The sequence below is a fragment of the Streptomyces sp. Edi2 genome, from assembly GCF_040253635.1.
Lineage (GTDB): Bacteria > Actinomycetota > Actinomycetes > Streptomycetales > Streptomycetaceae > Streptomyces.
The window spans coordinates 5,669,750-5,690,535 of record NZ_JBEJGX010000003.1; the positions used below are offsets into that span (position 1 = coordinate 5,669,750).

Below are 20,786 nucleotides of genomic sequence, written 5' to 3' on the forward strand. Positions count from 1 at the left end.
TGGCACGGAGCCCCGAGCCACGATTCCAGCTCCCGGCCGCCGCGAACAGGCCGCCTCTGCCCCCGGCGGCGGCCCGCACCACGTTCCGCCACCTTGCGCCGGTCCCCCCTTGCGGACCTGAGACAATCGATGGCATGGCCCTCGATCGCCCGTCCGCCGCTCACGACCACCCTCAGGGGAATGGCTCCGCCATGCAGAGTTCTTCGCGCGTGCTCTCCGGTATCCAGCCCACCGCCGGTTCCTTCCACCTCGGCAACTACCTCGGTGCGGTGCGCCAGTGGGTGGCCCTGCAGGAGTCCCACGACGCCTTCTACATGGTGGTCGACCTGCATGCGATCACCGTCCCGCAGGACCCGGCCGAGCTGCGCCGCAACACCCGGATCGCCGCCGCCCAGCTGCTGGCCGCCGGCCTCGACCCGGAGCGCTGCACGCTCTTCGTCCAGAGCCATGTGCCCGAACACGCCCAGCTCGGCTGGGTGATGAACTGCCTCACCGGCTTCGGCGAGGCGTCGCGGATGACGCAGTTCAAGGACAAGGCCGCCAAGCAGGGCGCCGACCGCACCTCCGTCGGCCTGTTCACGTACCCGATCCTGCAGATCGCCGACATCCTGCTCTACCAGGCCCACCAGGTCCCGGTAGGCGAGGACCAGCGCCAGCACATCGAGCTGACCCGCGACCTCGCCGAGCGCTTCAACGGCCGCTACGGCGACACGTTCACGATGCCGGCGCCGTACATCCTCAAGGAGACGGCCAAGATCTACGACCTCCAGGACCCGTCGGCCAAGATGAGCAAGTCGGCCGCCAGCGCCAAGGGCCTGATCAACCTCCTCGACGAGCCGAAGGTCTCCGCGAAGAAGGTCAAGAGCGCGGTCACCGACACCGACACCGTGATCCGCTACGACGCGGAGAACAAGCCCGGTGTCTCCAATCTCCTCACCATCTACTCCACCCTCACCGGCACCACGATCCCGGAGCTGGAGCAGAAGTACGAGGGCAAGATGTACGGCGCTCTCAAGACCGATCTCGCCGAGGTGATGGTCGAATTCGTCACACCGTTCCGGGACCGTACGCAGGAATATCTGGACGACCCCGAGACGCTGGACTCGATCCTGGCCAAGGGGGCGGAGAAGGCTCGTGCGGTGGCCGCCGAGACCCTCGCCACCACCTATGACCGGCTCGGATTGCTGCCGGCCAAGCACTGACGGCACCGTCCGCGCCCGGCCGGGAGCGGTCCGCACGGCGGGCCGCAACCGGCCGCGCGGACCGCACAGGACCCGGGGCCCCCACCCGTGGGGGCTCCTGTGCCTGCGGACAAGACGGCCGAGGACGCTCCCCGTGAAGGGCGCGTACCCGGCACACTAAGAGGGTGCGCGAGCGCGCCGCACATACGTCAGGAGGGAGAACGCAGTGGGGACCGTAACGCTGGGCGTTTCGATCGCGGTCCCGGAGCCGTACGGCAGCTTCCTCCAGAGGAAGCGCGAGGGCTTCGGGGACCTGGCCGCACCCGGCATCCCCACGCATATCACCCTCCTCCCGCCGACGGAGGCCGGCGCCGACGCGCTGCCCGGCATCGAACGCCACCTCGCCGAGGTCGCGGCCGGCTGCCGCCCCTTCCCGCTGCGCCTGGAAGGCACCGGGACCTTCCGGCCGCTCTCCCCGGTCGTCTATGTGAAGGTCACCGAGGGCGTGACGGGCTGCACCGCCCTCCAGGCCCGGATCCGCGCCGCGTCCGGCCCCTGCGCACGCGAGCTGCAGTTCCCGTACCACCCGCATGTGACCGTCGCCCACGGCATCGACGAAGAGGCCATGGACCGCGCCCAGGCCGGGCTCAGGGACTTCTGCGCGACGTGGACGATCAGTGGCTTCGCGCTCTACGAGCAGGGCCCGGACGCGGTGTGGCGGCTGGAGCGGGAGTACCCCTTCGGCCCGCAGACGGCCGCCGTCCCACGCCAGGCCACCGACCTCTCCCGGCCGCCGGCACCTTCCTGCTGACCGCGGCCGTCCGCTGCTGGAACGGTCGTCCCTGGCGCTTCTGTCGCCTCTGTCGTCCCCGTCGCCCCCGTCGCCCGTGGTGTCTGCCGCGGCCCGCCCCTGCTCCCTTATGGGTGTCCTGCTGCCCCCTGCGGGGTGTCCTGCTGCCCCCTGCGGGGTGTCCTGCTGCCCCCTACGGGGCGTCCTGCTGCCCCCTACGGGGTGTCCCGCCGCCCCCTGCGGGCCGTCCCGCCGCCCGGATACCCGGAGGTCAGGGCGCGTCTTTCCGATCGGCCCGGACGGTTGCCTGACATCCTGCACGGACCGGCGGGCACAAGGGCACGGGGGCAACGAACGCCCGGGACGCCCGGCACCGCACGAGGGGAACGCCATGGACTGGTTGAGCAAACTGCCGGTGATCGGACCGGCCGTCACCTGGCTGATGACCACCCACCTCTGGCGTGCCTATGAGCGGATGCTCCAGGTGCACTGGACCAGGCTCGCCGCCGCGATCACCTTCACCAGCTTCGTCGCGCTCTTCCCGCTGCTCACCGTCACCGCCGCGATCGGCGCCGCGCTGCTCAGCGACGACCGGCTGCACAAGCTGGAGGGCAAGATCGCCGAGCAGCTGCCCGGTATCTCGGGACAGCTCGACATCGCCGCACTCGTCGACAACGCCACCACCATCGGCCTGGTCGCCGGTGCCGCGCTGCTGCTCACCGGCATCGGCTGGGTCGAGTCGCTGCGCGACTGCCTGCGCGCCGTATGGGAGAAGGACAACGAGAAGACCAACTTCTTCCTCGGCAAGCTCCGGGACGGCGTCCTGCTGCTCGGGGTCGGCGGCGTCGCCGTGCTCTCCCTCGCCTGCTCGACCTTCGCGTCCGCCGCGGTGGGCAAGGTGGCCGATGCGATCGGCCTGCCGGAGGGCGGCATCGGCAGCGTCCTGCTCTCGGTCGCCGGCTTCGTCATCGCCGTCCTCGCGGACTTCCTGCTGCTGGCCTACATACTGACCAGGTTCCCCGGCGTCCATCCGCCGCGCCGCGCCGTAGTGGTCGCCGGCCTCCTCGGCGCGATCGGTTTCGAACTGCTGAAGCTGCTGCTCAGCGGCTATCTCCAGGGCGTCGCCTCCCGGAGCATGTACGGCGCCTTCGGCACTCCGGTCGCCCTGCTGCTGTGGATCAACTTCACCGCGAAGTTGCTGGTGTACTGCGCTTCTTGGACGGCCACGGAGGGGGAGCAGCGGGCGGAGGACGACGACCTGAAGAGGCCGGAGGGACCGGACGGGCCGGAACGGCAGGAGGTGCCGGGCGGGCCGGGCGATCCGGAGCGGCGGGAGGCGCCGGACAGGCCGGACAGGGCGGCGGGTCCGGGGGAGCGGGAGCGGTCGGAGGGACGGAAGCGGCCGGAGGGACAGGAGCGCCCCCGGGCGGCCTGACGATCACCCGCCCGTTCCCCCCCCCCGCACCCGCGCAGGTCACTCCGCACCCGCCCCGGGTCACCCGCACCCGCGCAGGTCGCTCGTACCCGCCGGGTCACCCGCACCCGCGCAGGTCATTCACACCCGCCCGGCTCACTTCCCGGACCGGCGGCCCCGCAGCCGCTCCGGCAGCGGCCGGCGCCGGTGCACGGCGAACGCCACGACGCCCAGCAGCGCCAGCACACCGCTGCCGATGCCCACCGCGGTCCACGCGCCGTTCGCAGCGCCGGTGCCGTTCAGCGCCGCCTGGGTGCTCTCGCCCTTGCCCTTGCCCTTGCCCTTGGCGCTCACGGCGCCGGTGCCGTCGTCCTCGCTCCTGGGACCGACGAGCCGGCCGACCGGGTCCACCTTGTCGGCCGCCGCGAAGCCCCAGTCGAGCAGCTTGGCGGCCTCCTTGTAGCCCTCGTTGTGCTCCTTCTTCTCCGGGTTCATGACCGTGACGAGGAGCTTGCGGTCGCCGCGCTGGGCGACGCCGGTGAAGGTCGACCCCGCGTTGGTGGTGGAGCCGTTCTTCACCCCCGCGATACCGGGGTACGGCTTGATGTCGTAATCGCCGCTGAGCAGCCGGTTGGTGTTCTGGATGCCGAACGCCGCCCGCTTGCCGCCCTTGCCCTCCTCACCGGGGAACTGCGCACTGGCCGTCGAGCAGTACTCGCGGAAGTCGGCGTTCCGCAGCCCCTCCCGGGCGAACAGGCTCAGGTCGTACGCGCTGGAGACCTGGCCCGGCGCGTCATAGCCGTCCGGGGTCACCACATGGGTGTCGTTGGCATTCAGTTCCTTGGCCCGCTGCTGCATCTGCGTGACGGTGGCCTTCGTCCCGCCGTTCATCGCGGAGAGCGTGTGCACCGCGTCGTTGCCGGACCGCAGGAAGACGCCCAGCCACAGGTCGTGGACCGTATAGCTCAGGTTCTCCTTTATCCCCACCAGGCTGCTGCCGGCACCCATCCCCGCCAGGTCGGCGGGCTTGACGGTGTGCTTCTCGTTCTTGGGGAACTTCGGCAGCACCGTGTCGGCGAAGAGCATCTTCAGCGTGCTGGCGGGAGCGAGCCGCCAGTGCGGGTTCTTGGCGGCCAGCACCTTGCCGGACTTGGCGTCGGAGACGATCCACGAGCGGGCCGTCAGCGTGTCCGGGCCCGGCAGCTTCGGCGCGCCGGGCTTCAGCGCCACCTGGACGCCGGGGGTGCCCAGCCGGCCCCCGCCGATCTGCGACATCGTCGACGGCGGCGCGGGAGCCTTGGGATCGGCATGTGCGGTGCCGGCCAGCAGCGGGGAGGCCAGCAGCCCGGAGGCGGCGAGCGCGGCGGCGGTGCGCAGGGGGAAGCCGTTGCGCACCGCGCGACCGGCATCGCCGGTCACGGCCGGGGCAGCCGCTGTGGCCGGGGCAGCCGATGCGGTCAGGGCAGCCGTTGTGGCCGGGTCGGTCGGATCGGTCGAAGCCGGGGAAGCCGTGGAGGCGCAGAAGGTCGTCGGCACGTCGGTGAACGTACCCGCCTTTGCCCGGGGCGCCGACAGCACCCCACGGAAGAGTGCCCCTGCCGACCGCCGGATGGAGCCGCTGCCCATACTGGGATGTATGAAGCTCTCTCGCCCCGTGTCCTGGTTCCTGCTCGCCTTCGGGGTGTGGAGCTGGTTCATCTGGATCACTTTCGTCAAAAACCTCTGGAAGGACGGGAGCGGTCTCGCCTTCGACGCCGCGGGTGACCCGACGGCCTATTTCTGGGTCCACCTGATGCTCGCGGTGGCTTCCTTTCTCTTGGGGACGGCGATCGGCGTGATCGGGTTCCGCGGCGTACGGGCCCTGCGCCGCGAGGCCGCACAGGGCACGCCCGACCAGCCCTCCGCCTCCTCCCCGTCCGCCTCCTGACCCACGGGCAGGGGCAGCCGCCGTGATCTTCGCCCTGATCGTGGTCCCGGTCCTCGGACTGTTCTTCGGCGTGCACCGCTACTTGTGGTGCCGGCTCGTCCGCGACACCACCACCCCGCACAGCCGCCTCCGCCGAGCGGGCACCGCTGCCGCCTTCGCCCTCCCCCTGACCGCCCTCGCCGCCCTGCTGGCCGGCCGCGCCGGCGCTCCCTTCCCCCTCCAGCAGGCACTGGCCTGGCCCGGCTTCCTCTGGCTGGCCCTGGTGCTCTATCTCACACTGGCCCTACTGGTGGGCGAGGCGGTCCGCGCAGCGGGGCTCTGGGTACTCCGCGATGACGAGCCGGGCGGGGGGACGGGGTCGGGAATGGGGACGGTGCCGGGCGCGGGGACGCCGTCGCGCGTCGGGGGATCGTCGGGCGTCGGGACACAGTCGGACGCCGGGACATCGTCGGGCACCGGTACACCGCCGGCCGGCGGTACGCCTTCGGACGCAGGGACATTGCCGACCGCCGGTACGCCGGGGGCCGCCGGGACACCGCCGACCGCCGGGCCACCGCCGGACTCCACCCCCACCCCCGCTCCCACCCCCACACCGTCCGCGGACCCGCCCCACCCTCCATCCAGCTCCCCATCCAGCTCCCCATCCCCTCCTCCATCCCCCTCCTCGGCACCTACACTCCTGCCGCCCCGCACCCACGCCCTGCTGCCGCTCGCCGTGCCGCCCCGCCGGCTCTTCCTCGCCCGGGCGGTCGCCGCCGGGGCCACCCTCGCCGCCACGGCCGCCGTCGGCTACGGCACCGTGACCACCCTCCGCGGCCCGGCCGTGAAGCGCGTGACCATCCCCCTGACCAAACTGCCCCGCGCCGCCCACGGATTCCGGATCGCCGTCGTCAGCGACATCCACCTGGGCCCGATCCTCGGCCGCGCTCACACCCAGCGAGTCGTCGAGACCATCAACCGCACCGACCCCGACCTGGTGGCCATCGTCGGCGACCTGGTCGACGGCAGCGTCGCGGACCTCGCCCCGGCCGCCGAACCGCTGCGCGGCCTGCGATCCCGGTACGGGTCATATTTCGTCACGGGAAATCACGAGTATTACTCGGGCGCTACCCAATGGGTCGACCACGTATGTGAATTGGGAGTACACCCGCTGGAAAATGCACGTACGGAATTGCCCGGGTTCGATCTCGCAGGCGTCAATGACCTCGCGGGCCAGACCGAACACGCGGGCCCGGACTACGACTTGGCCCTGAGTGGACGTGATCCCTCGCGCGCCGTCGTCTTGATGGCCCACCAGCCGGCCACCATCCACGACACCGTGCGGTTCGGCGTGGACCTCCAGCTCTCCGGCCACACCCACGGCGGCCAGATGTGGCCCTTCACCTACGTCGCTGCCACCACCAACCCCACCGTCGCCGGCCTGGAGCGCTACGGCGACACCCAGCTCTACGTCACCCGCGGCGCAGGCGCCTGGGGGCCACCGGTCAGGGTGGGCGCACCACCGGATGTCACGGTCGTCGAACTCGCTTCGGCACAGGCATAGTTCGGGGCCGGGTGCCCATGGGTTGATCCGGAAGGGGTGGGTGTACCGCCGCTCGGGTACTGGATAACGGACTGTCTACAAAGTGCGGTCGCATTCCGCCCGGAATCGGACAGATCACGACTTACGATCTTGCTATTTCGGTCGCCAACTCCTTAACCTTTATTGACTTTACGCTGCCCGTCGGCCCTAGCCGTGGCGGCGCCGGAACGGACGGCGCGAGTGAGGTGACGGGGCCGGGCGGGTGTGCGCATAACGGGGAGAGTGGTCATGGGTAAGCACTTCAAGGTTGATCTCGACGAGCTGGACGGTGTCGTCCGTCAGCTCAGGAGCCTTCAGGGCGATATGGCGGAGACCAGCCAGAAGGTCGAGTACGGCACGAACGTCCCGAAATCGGCGTTCGGCGTCAACTTCGGCGAAGCAGAGGAAGTCTCCCGCGCCCATGACCGCATGCAGACGTATCTGAAGGACGTCATCAAGGCACTCCACGACCTCACCCACAACTTCGGCGAGAAGACAGAGGCGAGCCGCGGTGCCTACGAGGACCAGGAGCACGAGACCAAGGCCTCGATGAACGGCTGACCTCCACGGTGGTGCAGGTTTGAGGACGAGAGGGATGACGATGAAGGGGGGCCGCTGTGGTTAGCGCCATGGAGGAGCGCGAGAGCGCTGAGACGAGTGAGAGGCAGCAGGAGGAGGGGGCGCGGGCAAACAAGCTGAAGTCGTTCCAGGGTGAGCGACTGACCCCGCACTCTCCTTCCGACTTCCACCACCACGGCATCGACGCGCTCCGCAAGATGATCGAGAACGCCAAGCCGGAGACGCTCGAAACCGCCGGCGACCACTGGCGCAACTCCGCCGATCTGCTCGGCGGGCACGACGGTCAGGGCGGCGTCCGTAAGAAGTTCATGGATGCCGTCGACCACGCGACGGCGCACTGGGAGGGCTCGGCGGCCGACGCGTTCCGCCAGGAAGCCGTCAAGGTGCTCGGCAAGATCGACAGGACGTACCGGCATGCCCGGAAGGCCGAGGCGTCGCTGATCGGCTCGCGTGAGTCGGGCCCGGAGGTCGGTCTCGCCCACAACCTTCGCCGGGCCATGGAAGCCATGTCGAAGATCCATGACCCGGGCAAGTGGGACAGTTTCACGGACGACAGCGGTGACGACGCCCAGTTCCACCGGGACATGGCGAATCCGAAGATGGACGCCCGCCAGGCGCTGGAGCTCAACCGGGACAAGCTGTCCCTGAGCAAGGAGCGTCAGGTCGAGGCGGTCGTCGTGATGGACGAGCTGGCGAATCACTACTCCTACCGCTCCACCGGTTTTGAAGAGTACGCCGATGACGGCGTCAACGGCGATTGGCCGAGGGAGCCCTCCAACACCCCACACCCGCCCCCGGTGCGGATGCCTGACACGGCCGACAGGCACCACCCGGATCCGTCGTCGGTCACACCGCACCACCCCCATGGTGCGGGTGGCGGAGCCGTCCCGCCCGGATTCGACGGTCCCAAGGTCAGCCGGCCGGACCTCCCGGTCCACACCGGGCTCGACAGCCTGCAGGGCGGCACCATGACGCCGCCGTCGGTTTCCGGTGGCCACAGCGGTGGCCTGCCCGGTGGTGGACATGGCGCGGTCCCCGGTCCGGGCGGCGGTACGGGCGGTGCGATGCCGCCGGGCCCCATCGGCGTGCCAGGCGGCGCCATGCGGTCCGGGGGCGGGCGCGGTGCGCCTGGCGCCGGAGGAATGCGTGGAGGCATGCCGGGCGCCGGTGGCGCGGGCGGCGCCAAGGGTGGGAAGACCGGTGTGGCCGGACGTAGCGGTGCGCAGGCGCGTACGCGTGGCGGCATGGTGGGCAAGCCGGGTGGCCCCGCCGGTGGCGCCAAGCAGGGCGGCGCGGGTCTGCACCGCAGCCGTGGTGGCCAGCAGGCAGGCATGGGTGCCGCTGGAGCCAAGGGCAAGGACAAGAAGGGGAAGGAGCGCACCACCGGTCAGCGCCCCGACTACCTGATCGAGGACGAAGAGACCTGGACGCCGCAACGCAATGTGGCGCCCCGCGTCATCGAGTAGGACACACCGCCACCGTCGTATAGCGGCTGGTGAGGAGTAGCCCCGCGCCCGAGGGTGCGGGGCTTCTCTTCTGATGGAACACTGCCGCCCGGACAGCACAGCGAGAAGGAGCCAAGCATGAGGGTCACCCGAACACTGCGTGCGACGGTGGGTGCCGCGTTGACCGGCGCGCTGCTCATCACCGCGGGTGGTAGCGCCTCCGCAGATCAAACACGCAAAGATCAGTGGCCGTTGGAGGCGTTCGGGGCCGAGCAGCTGTGGAAGGAAGCCACCGGCAAGGGCGTAACGGTGGCTGTCCTGGACAGCGGTTTCCGCGAGACCCATCAGGATCTGAAGGGGCAGTTCCTACCGGAGCCGGACTTCGGCAAAGAAGCTGAGGCTGAAGCCGCGAAAAACCTCAGGGAAGGTGAAACGGACGTTCGCGAGCATGGCACTGCGATGGCGTCGATCGTCGCGGCGCACGGTCACGGCCCGGGTGGCTCCGAAGGCGTCAAAGGACTGGCGCCCGGCGCCAAGATCCTCCCTGTGCCGGTGTTCGGTAAGAGCGGCCAGGCTACCCGTTGGGCCGTGGACCACGGTGCCGATGTCCTGAGCATGTCCTACGGCGGGATGGAGGGCGGCGATCAGTGCAGCTCCATCAACTACGCCATCTCGAAGGGTGTAGTGGTCGTGGCCTCAGTGGGCAACGAGGCCACGACAGACAGGACATTTCCGCCGGCCTGCCCCGGAGTGATCGGCGTCGGTGCGGTTGACCAGTACGGCAAGTCGGCCGAGTTCAACAACTACAACTCCGACACCGACCTGCTCGCACCAGGGGTGAAGACCCCGGTTGCGGATGGCAAGAGCGACGCGGGCTACCGAACCACGCAAGGCAGCTCCCAGGCCGCAGCCTACGTCTCCGCCGCGGCCGCCCTCCTCAAGGAGAAGTACCCCGACCTCACTCCCGGCCAGATCGCCAACCGGCTGGTGAAGACGGCCGGCCTGCCCAAGGACCAGAAGGGCCTCAAGCTCCCGGACGCGCACTACGGCTACGGCTTCATCCAGCCCGGCCCCGCCTTGCGGAAGGACATCCCCGAGGGCTCCAAGGAGGGCCCGCTGCCGATGCCGAAGGGCAAGGCGTCCTCGCAGCTGAACGCCGGCACGCCGGACGCCGATGCGCCGATGGGTGGCAAGGCGGCGCTGAACCAGGCCCTGCTCTACGGCGGTATCGGTCTCGGTGTTCTGGTGGTCGTCGGGGCCGTTGTCGCCATCGTCGTGGCGACCCGTCGCCGCAAGAGCGCCGGCGGCCAGAGCTGGGGCTGAGGCGCCTGTCGCAACCGGCGGGGCGTCACTGCGGTCTGCCGGACGGCGGTTCATCTCTCTTCCGATCTGACGTCTTCCACTGTGGCCGTTCCGTGTGTGAACGCGGCCCTGGTGCTGCATGGCCGTAACTGGTCACGTCTGCTCAACGCAATGTGGCGCCGCGAGTCATCGACCAGGGCGGCGGACGCCGACGACGCTGTCCGCGTGAGGGTGCCCCGCGCGTTCTCGTAACAGAGCACCTCGTCAGACGGTCATCGTCCGCCCGGAACGGAAACCATGAGGAACAAAGCATGAGGGTCACACGAACTCTGCGCGCGACCATCGGTGCTGCGCTGACCGGAGCGCTGTTTCTGGCCACGGGCGGTTCGGCAGTAGCGGACCAAAACAGGGACGCTCAGTGGCCGTTGACCGCCTTCGGCGCCCAGGACATCTGGAAGAAGGCCACTGGCAAGGGTGTCACCGTGGCTGTCATCGAGAAGGCGTTCCGCACTACCCATCAGGACCTGACGGGCCAGTTCCTCCCGGGCAAGGACTTTCCCAATCCGTCGAAGAATGATAGGCGCGGCCCGGTTCTGAAGCCGGGCGAAGACCGTCGCGATCACGGTACGGGAATGGCTGGTCTCATCGCCGGGCATGGGCATGGCCCCGGTGGCTCTGCAGGTATGAAGGGGCTGGCACCCGGGGTGAAGATTTTGCCCTTGACGGCGGACAAGATGAGCCCGAGTGCGACTCGCTATGCGGTGGATCACGGCGCCGACGTCATCAACATGTCTTTCGGGGCGGACCCGAATGCGCCGGATGTGTGTGAATCCATCCATTACGCCGTGGAAAAGGGTGTCGTGGTGGTGGCGGGCGTCGGCAATGATGGGACGCCGGAGGAGCATTTGCCGGCTGCCTGTCCCGGTGCGATCGGCGTCGGTGCGGTCGACGAGTACGGGAAGGTTTGGTCGATGAGTAACTACAACTTCGCTGTCGATCTGCTTGCGCCCGGCGTGGACGTTCCGGTCCTTGGCGGAAAGAGTGATTCACGGTACGGCACGACCAATGGTACTTCCGTTGCCACCGCCTACGTCTCCGCCGCAGCAGCCCTGCTCCGGGAAAGATACCCCGACCTCACTCCGGGGCAAATCGCCAACCGCCTTGTGAAGACGGCCAGTTTGGCCCCTTCCGTGAAAAAGAAGGACCTCAAGCTTCCTGATAATCATTATGGGTATGGCTACATCGTTCCCGAGGCAGCTCTGAACGAGAACATCCCCGCAGGCCCCGCGCAGGGCCCCCTCCTCATGCCGAAGGGCAAGGCGTCCAATTCGCCTGTCACCGCGGGCGTGAAAAATGAAGCGAACCCGAACCCTCCCATGGGTAAGAGTGAAAGGCTCATGATCTTCAGCGGTATCTGTGCCGGTGCGCTGGCCGTCGTCGGGGCCGTTGTCGCCATCGTGGTGGCGACCCGTCGCCGCAAGAGCGCCGGCGGCCAGAGCTGGGGCTGAGGCCGCCTGCCGGAACCGCAGGGTGCGCCACAGCGGGCTGCGGGACGGAGCAGTTTCACCTCCTTCGTCCTGACGGTTTCCGCTGTCACCGCTCCGTGCGTGAATGCGGCCCTGGTGCCACTGGACGCGTCTGCTTTGGAACTGGCCGAGGAATACCGGGATCAGAAGGAGATTGCCATGGCGTACGACTCGGGCACTCCGGCAGTTCTGGATGCTCCTGACATAGCTCAGGTGCTGAAGCCAACCGCCTTGCCCTGGCCCGAATCATGTTCGTGCGTCTGCTGACCAGCGTGTTTCTCGTGGCAGTCGCGGTGGTGACGTCCCGTGTGACAGGGGTGAACTCGTTCTTCCTTGTTTTGCCCATTCCTTTCGGTGTGGGTGTATTCATCCTCACGGTCTACCGCGTCATTCACGGAATCCGTGTCACCCAGTGCGCCAGAGTGCTCCGGGACTATCCCCTGGAGTTCCATCCTCGGGTGATCAAGAAGCGTGAGCGGTGGACTCAGTACGGCAACGTCTTCCAGGTCAAGGTGACAACGCGCGGGCAGCACGGGGCGCCGCTGATGCTGGCGATCAACGCGGCGGGGCATCGGCGTTGGCCCGAAGAGGCGGAAGAAGGCGCGTGGCTTGCGGGTGACCTGCCCTTCGGTGGTGTTCTGGTGGTGCCGGGGAGTAACGCGATGCTGTTCCTGAAGCCGGCGGATTGGGACAAGACCGCGCGGAAACGGGAAGAGGCCGGCGCCGAGCGCATCGCGAGGGCGCAGCGGGCGAAGCTCAACAAGAGGACGACGTACGCGGTGATGATGCGGTCGAGTGTGTGAGCGCCATGAGCATGAGCATCACGTAAGTGCCATGAGCATCATGAGTGTCATGAGCGTCGCGGGCGTGCCGGCTCTTCGGGCCATCGCTGCCCGGTCGGTGCCGTTGCGGCCCCGTTGCGGCCCCGCACGGACCCCGCTGCGGCCGCCCCATTGCGGCCCCCCTGGGCGCCCCGTCGCGGCCCCGTCGCAGCCCCTCCCCGCGGAGAGAAAATGAGGCGACGGCCCTCGTAGCCCGCTGTTAACTTCGGACCCCATGGACCCCGTAGGTGAAAAAGCAATACGTGCCTCGTTCGTGAACTGCTCGAAGGGGGAGGCGAGCAGGATCCATCTGCCGGTGGGGCTGTCCGAACTCCCCTGGGCGGATCTGGACTTCCTGGGGTGGCGCGATCCGGGGGCGCCGGACCGGAGTTATCTGGTTGCGCCGCGGGGCGACGGCATCGTCGGGGTGACGCTGCGGGTGCCGCAGGGTGTGCGGCGGAGCTTTACGAAGACGACGGTGTGTTCGGTCTGTGTGACCGGGCATCCGGGGTCCGGGGTCAGCCTGCTGGCCGCGCGCCGGGCCGGTCCCCTGGGGCGGCAGGGCAATACCGTCGGGACGTACCTGTGCGCCGACCTTGCCTGCTCCCTCTACGTCCGGGGACGCAAGCGGTCCCAGCTCGCCGGGCGGCACGAGGAGACGCTGCCGCTGGAGGAGCGGATTGCCCGTACCGTGCGGAACCTGGACGGCTTCCTGGACAAGGTCCTTGAAGGCAAGGCCCTTGAGGGCGAGCGGTAGTAAATCAGCGCAACTCCCCGCGCAAGTAGACGAGTTGGCTCGGCCGCGGGCGGTTTCGGAAGCTCTCCGGCGGCCGCCGGGATGCTACCCGTGGGTTTCGGTTGCGGCAATCCACTCGTCGGACAGATCCTCGTGTCCACGCCGTGAGGGCGGCGGCGCAAAGGCAGGGGGGCGATGTGCTGCGAGTGCACTTCACCGCGCAGGATCTGGTGCGTACGCGAGTGGCCGACGGTGCCGACCCGCTCTGGGAGACGGTGCTGAGCCTGCACAGCCTGCGGGAGGACCGGACCGATCCGGCGCTGGCGGCCTGGCGGCAGTACGCCGTGCGGCACGGGCCGGGGCCGCTGCGGACGCTGTTCGCGCTGGTCCCGCCCTACGGGTACTTCCCGGACTTCCTCACGCCGGCTGCGTCCCAGTACGGGATCGAGTCCGGTCTGGAGGCCGTGATGAGCACCCCGCGGCAGCGGCTGCGGACCGAGCTGACCCGGCTGTCGGGGCATCGGGCGCTGCCGGGATGGGCGCGCGGCATCGGGGAGGGGGAGCCGGCCGCACTGCGGCAGCTCGCGCGCAGCCTGCGGACGTACCACCATCTGGCGGTGGCACCGGCCTGGCCGCGGATCGCCGAACGGGTGGGCGCGGACCGGGAGTTGCGCAAGCATGCGCTGGCGCAGTCCGGGGCGGAGGCGATGCTGCGGACGTTCGGGGCGCCGATGCGCTGGCGGCCGCCGGTGCTGGAGGTCGGCTACCCGGTGGAGCGGGAGTTGCATCTGCGGGGGCGGGGACTGGTCTTCGTCCCCTCGTACTTCTGCTGTGACCACCCGCTGGCGCTGGTCGACGAGGCGCTGCCGCCGGTGCTCGTCTACCCGGCGCCGCCACCGCCACCGGAACCGGCGGGGGAGACGGCGGGCGGGCAGGCCGAAGGGCCCCGCCTCCGGGGATACGGAGGCGAGGCCCTTCGGGACGTACCGGCTCTGTTCGGCGGCCGGGCCGGAACCCGGGTCGCCGCCAGGCGCTGAGCGGAAGGTGCTCCCGCGCTGCCCGTCAGAAGCGACGGGTGATCAGCGCCCGCTTCACTTCCTGGATGGCCTTGGTGACCTCGATACCGCGCGGGCAGGCGTCCGTGCAGTTGAAGGTCGTCCGGCAGCGCCAGACGCCGTCCTTGTCGTTGAGGATTTCGAGCCGCTGCTCGCCGCCCTCGTCGCGCGAGTCGAAGATGAAGCGGTGCGCGTTGACGATCGCCGCCGGGCCGAAGTACTGGCCGTCGTTCCAGAACACCGGGCAGGAGCTGGTGCAGGCGGCGCACAGGATGCACTTCGTGGTGTCGTCGAAGCGCTCGCGGTCCTCGGCGGACTGGCGCCGCTCACGGGTCGGCTCGTTGCCGGTCGTGATGAGGAAGGGCATCACGTCCCGGTACGCCTGGAAGAAGGGCTCCATGTCGACGACAAGGTCCTTCATCACCGTGAGGCCCTTGATGGCCTCCACCGTGATCGGCTTCTCCGGGTTGATGTCCTTGATCAGCGTCTTGCAGGCGAGGCGGTTGCGGCCGTTGATGCGCATGGCGTCCGAGCCGCAGATGCCGTGGGCGCAGGAGCGGCGGAACGTCAGCGTCCCGTCCAGCTCCCACTTGATCTTGTGGAGGGCGTCCAGGACGCGCTCCTTGGGGTCGATCTCCAGCTGGAAGTCCTCCCAGCTGGCATCCTCCGAGACCTCCGGGTTGAACCGGCGGATCCGGAAGGTGACCGTGATCAGATGCGAAGCGCCGTCCTCGGCCGCGTCCAGTGCCGCGGAGTGCTTGTCGAGAGTCGGGGTGCTCATCAGTACTTACGCTCCATCGGCTGGTAGCGGGTCTGCACGACCGGCTTGTAGTCGAGGCGGATCGACTCTGCGCCGTCTGCGCCCACCTCGCGGTACGCCATGGTGTGCCGCATGAAGTTGACGTCGTCGCGGTTGGGGTAGTCCTCGCGGTAGTGACCGCCGCGGGACTCCTTGCGGGCCAGCGCGGACACGGCCATGACCTCGGCCAGGTCGAGCAGGTTGCCCAGCTCGATGGCCTCCAGCAGGTCGGTGTTGAACCGCTTGCCCTTGTCCTGGACGGACACGTTCAGGTAGCGCTCACGCAGCTCGCCGATCTTCTCGACCGCGGTCTTGATCGTCTGCTCGGTGCGGAACACCATCACATTGGCGTCCATGCACTCCTGCAGCTCCTTGCGGATCTCGGTGACCCGCTCGGTGCCGTTGGAGTCGCGCAGCCGCTCGACCTGGTCGATGACCTGCTGCGCCGGGTTCTCGGGGAGCTCGACGAAGTCGGCGGTGGCCGAGTACTCCGCCGCCGCGATACCGGCCCGGCGCCCGAAGACGTTGATGTCCAGGAGCGAGTTGGTGCCCAGGCGGTTGGCGCCGTGGACCGACACGCAGGCGACCTCGCCGGCCGCGTACAGGCCCGGCACGACGGTGGTGTTGTCCCTCAGGACCTCACCCTCGACGTTGGTCGGGATGCCGCCCATGGCGTAGTGCGCGGTCGGCTGGATCGGGATCGGGTCCGTGTAGGGCTCGATACCGAGGTAGGTCCGCGCGAACTCGGTGATGTCCGGGAGCTTGGCGTCCAGCTGCTCCGGCGGCAGGTGGGTCAGGTCCAGGTAGACGTGGTCGCCCTCCGGACCGCAGCCGCGGCCCTCGCGGATCTCCGTGTAGATGGAGCGCGAGACGACGTCACGCGAGGCGAGGTCCTTCATGACGGGCGCGTACTTCTCCATGAAGCGCTCGCCGTCCTTGTTGCGGAGGATGCCGCCCTCACCACGGGCGCCCTCCGTCAGCAGGATGCCCATGCGCCAGATGCCCGTCGGGTGGAACTGGAAGAACTCCATGTCCTCCAGCGGCAGCCCGCGGCGGTAGGCCGCGGCCTGGCCGTCACCGGTCAGGGTGTGGGCGTTGGAGGTCACCTTGAAGAACTTGCCGGTGCCGCCGGACGCGAAGATGATCGACTTCGCCTGGAAGACGTGGATCTCGCCGGTGGCCAGCTCGTACGCGACGACACCCGCGGACTTCTTGACGCCGTCGACGTCCTGGAGCAGCAGGTCGAGCACGTAGAACTCGTTGAAGAACTCCACACCCTCCTTGACGCAGTTCTGGTACAGCGTCTGGAGGATCATGTGGCCGGTGCGGTCCGAGGCGTAGCAGGACCGGCGGACCGGGGCCTCACCGTGGTTACGGGAGTGGCCGCCGAAGCGGCGCTGGTCGATCGTGCCGTCCGGCGTGCGGTTGAACGGCAGGCCCATCTTCTCCAGGTCGAGGACCGAGTCGATGGCCTCCTTCGCCAGGATCTCGGCGGCGTCCTGGTCGACCAGGTAGTCGCCGCCCTTGATCGTGTCGAAGGTGTGCCACTCCCAGTTGTCTTCCTCGACGTTCGCGAGGGCGGCAGCCATACCGCCCTGGGCGGCGCCGGTGTGGGAGCGGGTCGGGTAGAGCTTCGTCAGGACCGCGGTGCGGCTGCGCTTGGTCGACTCGATGGCCGCGCGCATGCCCGCGCCACCGGCGCCGACGATGACGGTGTCGTACTTGTGGATCTGCATGGTTCCAGTCAGCCCCGGCTTCAGGAGATGTTCGGGTCGAAGGTGAAGATCACCAGCGTGCCCAGAAGGACGGTGAAGACCGTCGCGGTGTACAGCAGCATCTTCAGCCAGAAGCGGGTGTTGTCCCGCTGCGCGTAGTCGTTGATGACCGTACGCAGGCCGTTGGCGCCGTGCAGCATGGCCAGCCACAGCATCAGCAGGTCCCAGACCTGCCAGAACGGGGAGGCCCAGCGGCCGGCCACGAACGCGAAGCCGATCTTGGAGACGCCGCCGTCGAGGACCAGCTGGATCAGCAGGTGACCCAGGACCAGGACGACCAGCACGATGCCGGACAGCCGCATGAACAGCCAGGCCTGCATCTCGAAGTTGCCGCGGGAAGCGCTCCCGGTCTTCTTGGTGCGCTTGCGCGGCGGCTCGATGACCGGAGCCGGGTGGTCCACGTCGTAGAGCGAGGCGCCGTCGGTCGCGCCCGCCGTGGCCTCTGCGGAGGTGGTTTCAGCAGACATCTCGCGTCAGCTCCCGAACAGCGTGCGCAGGGTGTGCTGCAGCACGGGGTAGAAGGCACCGGCCATCAGTACGACCCAGACACCGACGACTGTCCACAGCATCTGCTTCTGGTACTTCGGGCCCTTCGACCAGAAGTCCACGGCGATGACCCGCAGGCCGTTGAGCGCGTGGAAGAGGATGGCGGCCACCAGGCCGTACTCCATCACGTTGACGATCGGCGTCTTGTATGTCGCAACGACGTTGTCGTACGCCTCGGGGGAGACGCGTACGAGAGCGGTGTCGAGGACGTGTACGAACAGGAAGAAGAAGATGAGGACGCCAGTGACTCGATGAGCCACCCAGGACCACATGCCTTCCCGGCCGCGGTACAGCGTTCCAGCCGGCACGGAAAAACCCTCCGGGAGCGGGGATTGGGGCCTGCCGGCTTCTCTGTCGGTCGGCCCGGCCGGGTACGGTCCACCGGCCCTGGCCATCGTAGCGACGTGCTGTCGGTTCCTTGCGCCGGGGTCCTTAGGTGTGATCAAACAGGCACCAACGGGCTATCACGCAGGAACGAACCGGAATTTTCCCGGTCAAACGCCGCGATCCGTTATCGCGATCCGTTACCGCTCGGAGCTCATCAGCCGGATCAGCCGGCCGCGGGCCAGCCGGCGCAGCTCGTCCGCGGCGACCGCCCGCTCCTCGTCCGGCTCATTGCCCAGCCGGGTGCGGATGCCGGACAGCACCTGGTCGAGCAGTTCCTCGTCGCGGTAGCCGTCCAGGCAGATGACGAAGACATGACGGAAGCGCCGCTCGTACTCGGCGTGGGCGGCGCGCAGCGCGGTGTGGGCGGCGAGGGTGCCGGGCCCGCGGGCGCCGACGAGCGGCTGCGGGGAAAGGGACTCCTCGGCAAGCGCCTCGTCCAGCTCCACTGCGGTCAGGTCGTAACAGGCCTCGTCGGAGGCGGCGAGCAGCGACTCCGGATCCGGGTACGGGCGGTGCGCGGCCACCCGCTCGGCCCAGCGGCGGCTGCCGCAACAGCTCAGGAGCGCGGCCAGGGTGTCGTCCCGGCTGAGGGCGTTGAAGCGGCCGAGCCCGATGTCCTCACGGCGGGGGCGGGGCAGGGCGGAGCCGGGGGCCCGTGACGATATGCCGCACCACGGGGGCTGCACAGGACGCAGCGTCGTCGGCCGGGCGGCCGGGGTGTCACCGGACAGCGTGGGCTCCTCGGACGGATGCGAATGGATCTCTTCGACGGGTGCGGGACGGACGACTGACGGAAGCTGGGGGAAGCGGACCGAAGCCGGGACGCGAAGCGGCGGCGGATGTGACGGTGGTGCGTGTGACCACGACACCCCGGCGGTATCCGGTGGTTCCGGGAGGGCCCTGTGAAGCGGGTGACGACTGGAACCGCCACGCTAACGACGCTTGTCGTTCGCTGTCCGAAGGATGCGCGAATTTCACCCGGATGAGAGAGCTTTCGCGCGTTCAGTGGACGACCGGCTCCACGCACCTGGCAATGCCTTCGCCCCGAAAAGTGAGGATTGCACGATGTCGAACCCGATGCGGCCGCCGCGCGCCCCGCGGCCCTCGGCCTTGCTGCGCCCCCTGACGAGCCCCCGGGCGCGGACGGGCCCGGCGGCCCGGCCCGCGCTGTCGGCCGCGGCCCTCACCGGTGCGCTGCTGCTCGCCGGCTGCTCCGGCACCGCCGACACCGAGCCGCCCGGGAGCACCAGCGCCAAGGTGAACCCCTCGCCCTCCGCCGCCCCGACATGGGCGCCGGTGACCGGAAAACCGCAGGTCATCCCCGCAGTGCGGGAATTCCATCAGGCCGACGGGCGCGGCTGGCGCCCGTCCAAGGGCGCCCGTGTGGTGGTACCGGCCGGCGAGAAGAGCAATGTCGCCGACGAGGCCCAGCGGATGGCCAACGACCTCGGCCTGGGCATCGTCTACGGCGACCAGGAGGTACGGCCCGGCGATGTCGAGGTGAAGCTGACGGGCAAGAGCAGCGACAACAACGTCCCCGTGAAGAGCGCCGCCGACGAGGCCTACACCCTCAAGGCCGCCGGGACCAAGCTCACTCTCACGGCCCCCACCGACGCCGGAATCTTCTACGGCACCCGCACCGTCAAGCAGGCCGTACGCGCCGGCGGCGGACTTCCCGAGGGCACCATCGACGACCGGCCCGACCGCCCCCAGCGCGGGATGTCGCTGGACAACGCCCGCAAGCCGTTCTCCCAGAACTGGATCGAGGCCCGGCTGCGGGAGATCGCCGACCTCAAGCTCAACCAGTTCCAGCTGCACTTCTCCGACGACCAGGGCTTCCGCATCCAGAGCGACACCCATCCCGAGATCGTCTCCGCCGACCATCTCACCAAGGCCCAGGTCCGCCAGATCATCGCGCTCGCGCGCACCCTGCACATCTCCGTGGTCCCCGAGCTGGACTCGCCCGGCCACCTGGGCGCCGTGCTGGACCACTATCCCGCCCTGCAGCTGCGCAACGTCCAGGGCCGGGTGATCCCCGGGGCGATCGACATCTCCAACCCCAAGTCCGCCCCGCTGATCGACTCGCTGCTGAAGGAGATGAGCGAGCTCTTCACCAACCCCAAGGGCGCCCCGGCGTACTGGCACCTGGGCGGTGACGAGTACCAGGCGCTGATGTCGTCCTCTCCCGCCACCAAGTACCCGCAGCTCGCGCGGGCCGCGAAGCAGAAGTACGGCTCCCGCGGCACCATCGAGGACCTGACGACCGGCTGGCTCAACGACCGGCAGAAGACCGTGGAGGCCAAGGGCAAGAACCGCATCGAGGCCTGGAACGACGGCTTCTTCGCGGGCGGCGTCGTGAGCGCGCCCAAGAGCCGGATGGTCGATTACTGGACCGGCACGGAAGCCGGCAAGCGTGATCCCGCGGAGTACTTCCACGAGGGCCGCAACGTCATGAACTTCAACGACGCGCTCCTCTACTACGTGCTCGGCGAGCCCAACCAGTTCACCTATCCGACCGGTCAGCGGATCTACCAGAGCTGGACGCCGATGGTCCTGCGCGGCACCCGGCCGGTGGCGGTGCCCGCGAGCATGACGGGCCCGGACCGCCTCCCCGGGGCGCGCTTCGCGATCTGGTGCGACCGTGCCCAGGCGCAGACGGTGGATCAGGTGGCGGCCGGGATCCGGCTGCCGCTGGCGGCACTGGCGCAGAAGACCTGGGACCCGCGGACGCCTGCTCTGTCCTGGGCGGAGTTCAAGGCGCTGGCGGGCCGGGTGTGAGACCGGGTGCGGAGACCGGGCCGAGAAAGCACCCGGTAAGAAACGGGTGAGAGAAAGCGAGGACGGCCGGGGCCGCCACCCCCCACAGGAGAGGCCCCGGCCGTCGTTCGCGAAGAGCCTGTGACGGCCCTCTATCCGGTACAGCGCCAGACGGCGCGAAAGCG

General features: G+C 69.1%; 19 protein-coding genes. 13 read left to right on the forward strand and 6 right to left on the reverse strand.

The annotated features are described in order from the left end of the window. Positions 1–191 precede the first annotated feature (191 nt). The 3 genes from trpS to ABR737_RS28400 all read left to right on the forward strand — a co-directional run bounded on the left by trpS (position 192) and on the right by ABR737_RS28400 (position 3,406). Complete coding sequence (gene trpS / locus ABR737_RS28390) at positions 192–1,202, forward strand: tryptophan--tRNA ligase (RefSeq protein WP_350256948.1); 1,011 nt, start codon at positions 192–194, stop codon at positions 1,200–1,202. 205 nt (positions 1,203–1,407) lie between these two features. Further along, complete coding sequence (locus ABR737_RS28395) at positions 1,408–1,992, forward strand: 2'-5' RNA ligase family protein (protein WP_350253313.1); 585 nt, start codon at positions 1,408–1,410, stop codon at positions 1,990–1,992. A gap of 370 nt (positions 1,993–2,362) precedes the next feature. Then, the gene (locus tag ABR737_RS28400) at positions 2,363–3,406 is read left to right on the forward strand and encodes a YihY/virulence factor BrkB family protein (protein WP_350253314.1); all 1,044 of its coding nucleotides are present in this window, start codon (positions 2,363–2,365) and stop codon (positions 3,404–3,406) included. Between the two features lie 135 nt (positions 3,407–3,541). Here the strand turns inward: ABR737_RS28400 and ABR737_RS28405 are convergent, their stop codons facing one another. After that, the gene (locus ABR737_RS28405; RefSeq protein ID WP_350253315.1) at positions 3,542–5,011 is read right to left on the reverse strand and encodes a D-alanyl-D-alanine carboxypeptidase family protein; all 1,470 of its coding nucleotides are present in this window, start codon (positions 5,009–5,011) and stop codon (positions 3,542–3,544) included. A gap of 10 nt (positions 5,012–5,021) precedes the next feature. On the opposite strand from ABR737_RS28405, the gene ABR737_RS28410 reads away from it, so the two are divergent. The 9 genes from ABR737_RS28410 to ABR737_RS28450 all read left to right on the forward strand — a co-directional run bounded on the left by ABR737_RS28410 (position 5,022) and on the right by ABR737_RS28450 (position 14,319). Then, positions 5,022–5,312 (forward strand): SCO4848 family membrane protein, encoded by a 291-nt coding sequence (locus ABR737_RS28410; protein ID WP_350253316.1) that lies wholly within the window; start codon positions 5,022–5,024, stop codon positions 5,310–5,312. 22 nt (positions 5,313–5,334) lie between these two features. Further along, on the forward strand, positions 5,335–6,855 hold the full coding sequence (locus tag ABR737_RS28415; RefSeq protein WP_350253318.1) for a metallophosphoesterase: 1,521 nt from the start codon (positions 5,335–5,337) through the stop codon (positions 6,853–6,855). Between the two features lie 267 nt (positions 6,856–7,122). Continuing rightward, positions 7,123–7,434 carry a hypothetical protein gene (locus ABR737_RS28420; RefSeq protein ID WP_350253319.1) on the forward strand — a complete coding sequence of 104 codons (312 nt, stop codon included), beginning with the start codon at positions 7,123–7,125 and terminating at the stop codon, positions 7,432–7,434. A 56-nt stretch (positions 7,435–7,490) separates the two neighbouring features. After that, positions 7,491–8,918, forward strand: coding sequence for a hypothetical protein (locus ABR737_RS28425; protein ID WP_350253320.1), 1,428 nt, complete (start codon positions 7,491–7,493; stop codon positions 8,916–8,918). 117 nt (positions 8,919–9,035) lie between these two features. Further along, positions 9,036–10,220: a S8 family peptidase gene (locus ABR737_RS28430; protein ID WP_350253322.1), complete on the forward strand. Its 1,185-nt coding sequence runs from the start codon at positions 9,036–9,038 to the stop codon at positions 10,218–10,220. 290 nt (positions 10,221–10,510) lie between these two features. Next, positions 10,511–11,707 (forward strand): S8 family peptidase, encoded by a 1,197-nt coding sequence (locus ABR737_RS28435; protein ID WP_350253324.1) that lies wholly within the window; start codon positions 10,511–10,513, stop codon positions 11,705–11,707. 266 nt (positions 11,708–11,973) lie between these two features. Then, entirely contained in the window at positions 11,974–12,528 is a 555-nt protein-coding gene (locus ABR737_RS28440; protein ID WP_350253325.1) for a hypothetical protein, read from the forward strand. Positions 12,529–12,781: 253 nt separating this feature from the next. Then, positions 12,782–13,303, forward strand: coding sequence for an FBP domain-containing protein (locus ABR737_RS28445; RefSeq protein WP_350253327.1), 522 nt, complete (start codon positions 12,782–12,784; stop codon positions 13,301–13,303). A 176-nt stretch (positions 13,304–13,479) separates the two neighbouring features. Further along, positions 13,480–14,319: a hypothetical protein gene (locus ABR737_RS28450; RefSeq protein WP_350253329.1), complete on the forward strand. Its 840-nt coding sequence runs from the start codon at positions 13,480–13,482 to the stop codon at positions 14,317–14,319. 25 nt (positions 14,320–14,344) lie between these two features. On the opposite strand, the gene ABR737_RS28455 is transcribed toward ABR737_RS28450, so the two are convergent. From ABR737_RS28455 to ABR737_RS28475, 5 genes are all read right to left on the reverse strand, one after another. Then, complete coding sequence (locus ABR737_RS28455; RefSeq protein WP_129294548.1) at positions 14,345–15,118, reverse strand: succinate dehydrogenase iron-sulfur subunit; 774 nt, start codon at positions 15,116–15,118, stop codon at positions 14,345–14,347. Further along, a complete protein-coding gene (gene sdhA, locus ABR737_RS28460; protein WP_350253331.1) occupies positions 15,118–16,872 on the reverse strand; it encodes a succinate dehydrogenase flavoprotein subunit in 1,755 nt (584 codons plus the stop codon). The genes ABR737_RS28455 and sdhA overlap by 1 nt, the downstream gene beginning before the upstream one ends. A 20-nt stretch (positions 16,873–16,892) precedes the next feature. Beyond that, positions 16,893–17,378: a succinate dehydrogenase hydrophobic membrane anchor subunit gene (locus ABR737_RS28465; RefSeq protein ID WP_350253332.1), complete on the reverse strand. Its 486-nt coding sequence runs from the start codon at positions 17,376–17,378 to the stop codon at positions 16,893–16,895. 6 nt (positions 17,379–17,384) lie between these two features. Then, complete coding sequence (gene sdhC / locus ABR737_RS28470) at positions 17,385–17,765, reverse strand: succinate dehydrogenase, cytochrome b556 subunit (RefSeq protein ID WP_030066793.1); 381 nt, start codon at positions 17,763–17,765, stop codon at positions 17,385–17,387. 216 nt (positions 17,766–17,981) lie between these two features. Then, the gene (locus tag ABR737_RS28475; RefSeq protein ID WP_502964388.1) at positions 17,982–18,530 is read right to left on the reverse strand and encodes a 2-oxo-4-hydroxy-4-carboxy-5-ureidoimidazoline decarboxylase; all 549 of its coding nucleotides are present in this window, start codon (positions 18,528–18,530) and stop codon (positions 17,982–17,984) included. A gap of 379 nt (positions 18,531–18,909) precedes the next feature. Between ABR737_RS28475 and ABR737_RS28480 the strand changes: the two genes are divergently transcribed. Further along, on the forward strand, positions 18,910–20,622 hold the full coding sequence (locus ABR737_RS28480) for a beta-N-acetylhexosaminidase (protein ID WP_350253333.1): 1,713 nt from the start codon (positions 18,910–18,912) through the stop codon (positions 20,620–20,622). Positions 20,623–20,786 lie beyond the last annotated feature (164 nt).

Bases quoted from the DNA above. Each gene is read 5' to 3' on its own strand.
- trpS (WP_350256948.1), top strand. From the start codon at position 192: ATGCAGAGTTCTTCGCGCGTGCTCTCCGGTATCCAGCCCACCGCCGGT.
- ABR737_RS28400 (WP_350253314.1), top strand. From the start codon at position 2,363: ATGGACTGGTTGAGCAAACTGCCGGTGATCGGACCGGCCGTCACCTGG.
- ABR737_RS28405 (WP_350253315.1), bottom strand. From the start codon at position 5,011: ATGGGCAGCGGCTCCATCCGGCGGTCGGCAGGGGCACTCTTCCGTGGG.
- ABR737_RS28410 (WP_350253316.1), top strand. From the start codon at position 5,022: ATGAAGCTCTCTCGCCCCGTGTCCTGGTTCCTGCTCGCCTTCGGGGTG.
- ABR737_RS28420 (WP_350253319.1), top strand. From the start codon at position 7,123: ATGGGTAAGCACTTCAAGGTTGATCTCGACGAGCTGGACGGTGTCGTC.
- ABR737_RS28430 (WP_350253322.1), top strand. From the start codon at position 9,036: ATGAGGGTCACCCGAACACTGCGTGCGACGGTGGGTGCCGCGTTGACC.
- ABR737_RS28435 (WP_350253324.1), top strand. From the start codon at position 10,511: ATGAGGGTCACACGAACTCTGCGCGCGACCATCGGTGCTGCGCTGACC.
- ABR737_RS28440 (WP_350253325.1), top strand. From the start codon at position 11,974: ATGTTCGTGCGTCTGCTGACCAGCGTGTTTCTCGTGGCAGTCGCGGTG.
- ABR737_RS28445 (WP_350253327.1), top strand. From the start codon at position 12,782: ATGGACCCCGTAGGTGAAAAAGCAATACGTGCCTCGTTCGTGAACTGC.
- ABR737_RS28455 (WP_129294548.1), bottom strand. From the start codon at position 15,118: ATGAGCACCCCGACTCTCGACAAGCACTCCGCGGCACTGGACGCGGCC.
- sdhA (WP_350253331.1), bottom strand. From the start codon at position 16,872: ATGCAGATCCACAAGTACGACACCGTCATCGTCGGCGCCGGTGGCGCG.
- ABR737_RS28465 (WP_350253332.1), bottom strand. From the start codon at position 17,378: ATGTCTGCTGAAACCACCTCCGCAGAGGCCACGGCGGGCGCGACCGAC.
- ABR737_RS28480 (WP_350253333.1), top strand. From the start codon at position 18,910: ATGTCGAACCCGATGCGGCCGCCGCGCGCCCCGCGGCCCTCGGCCTTG.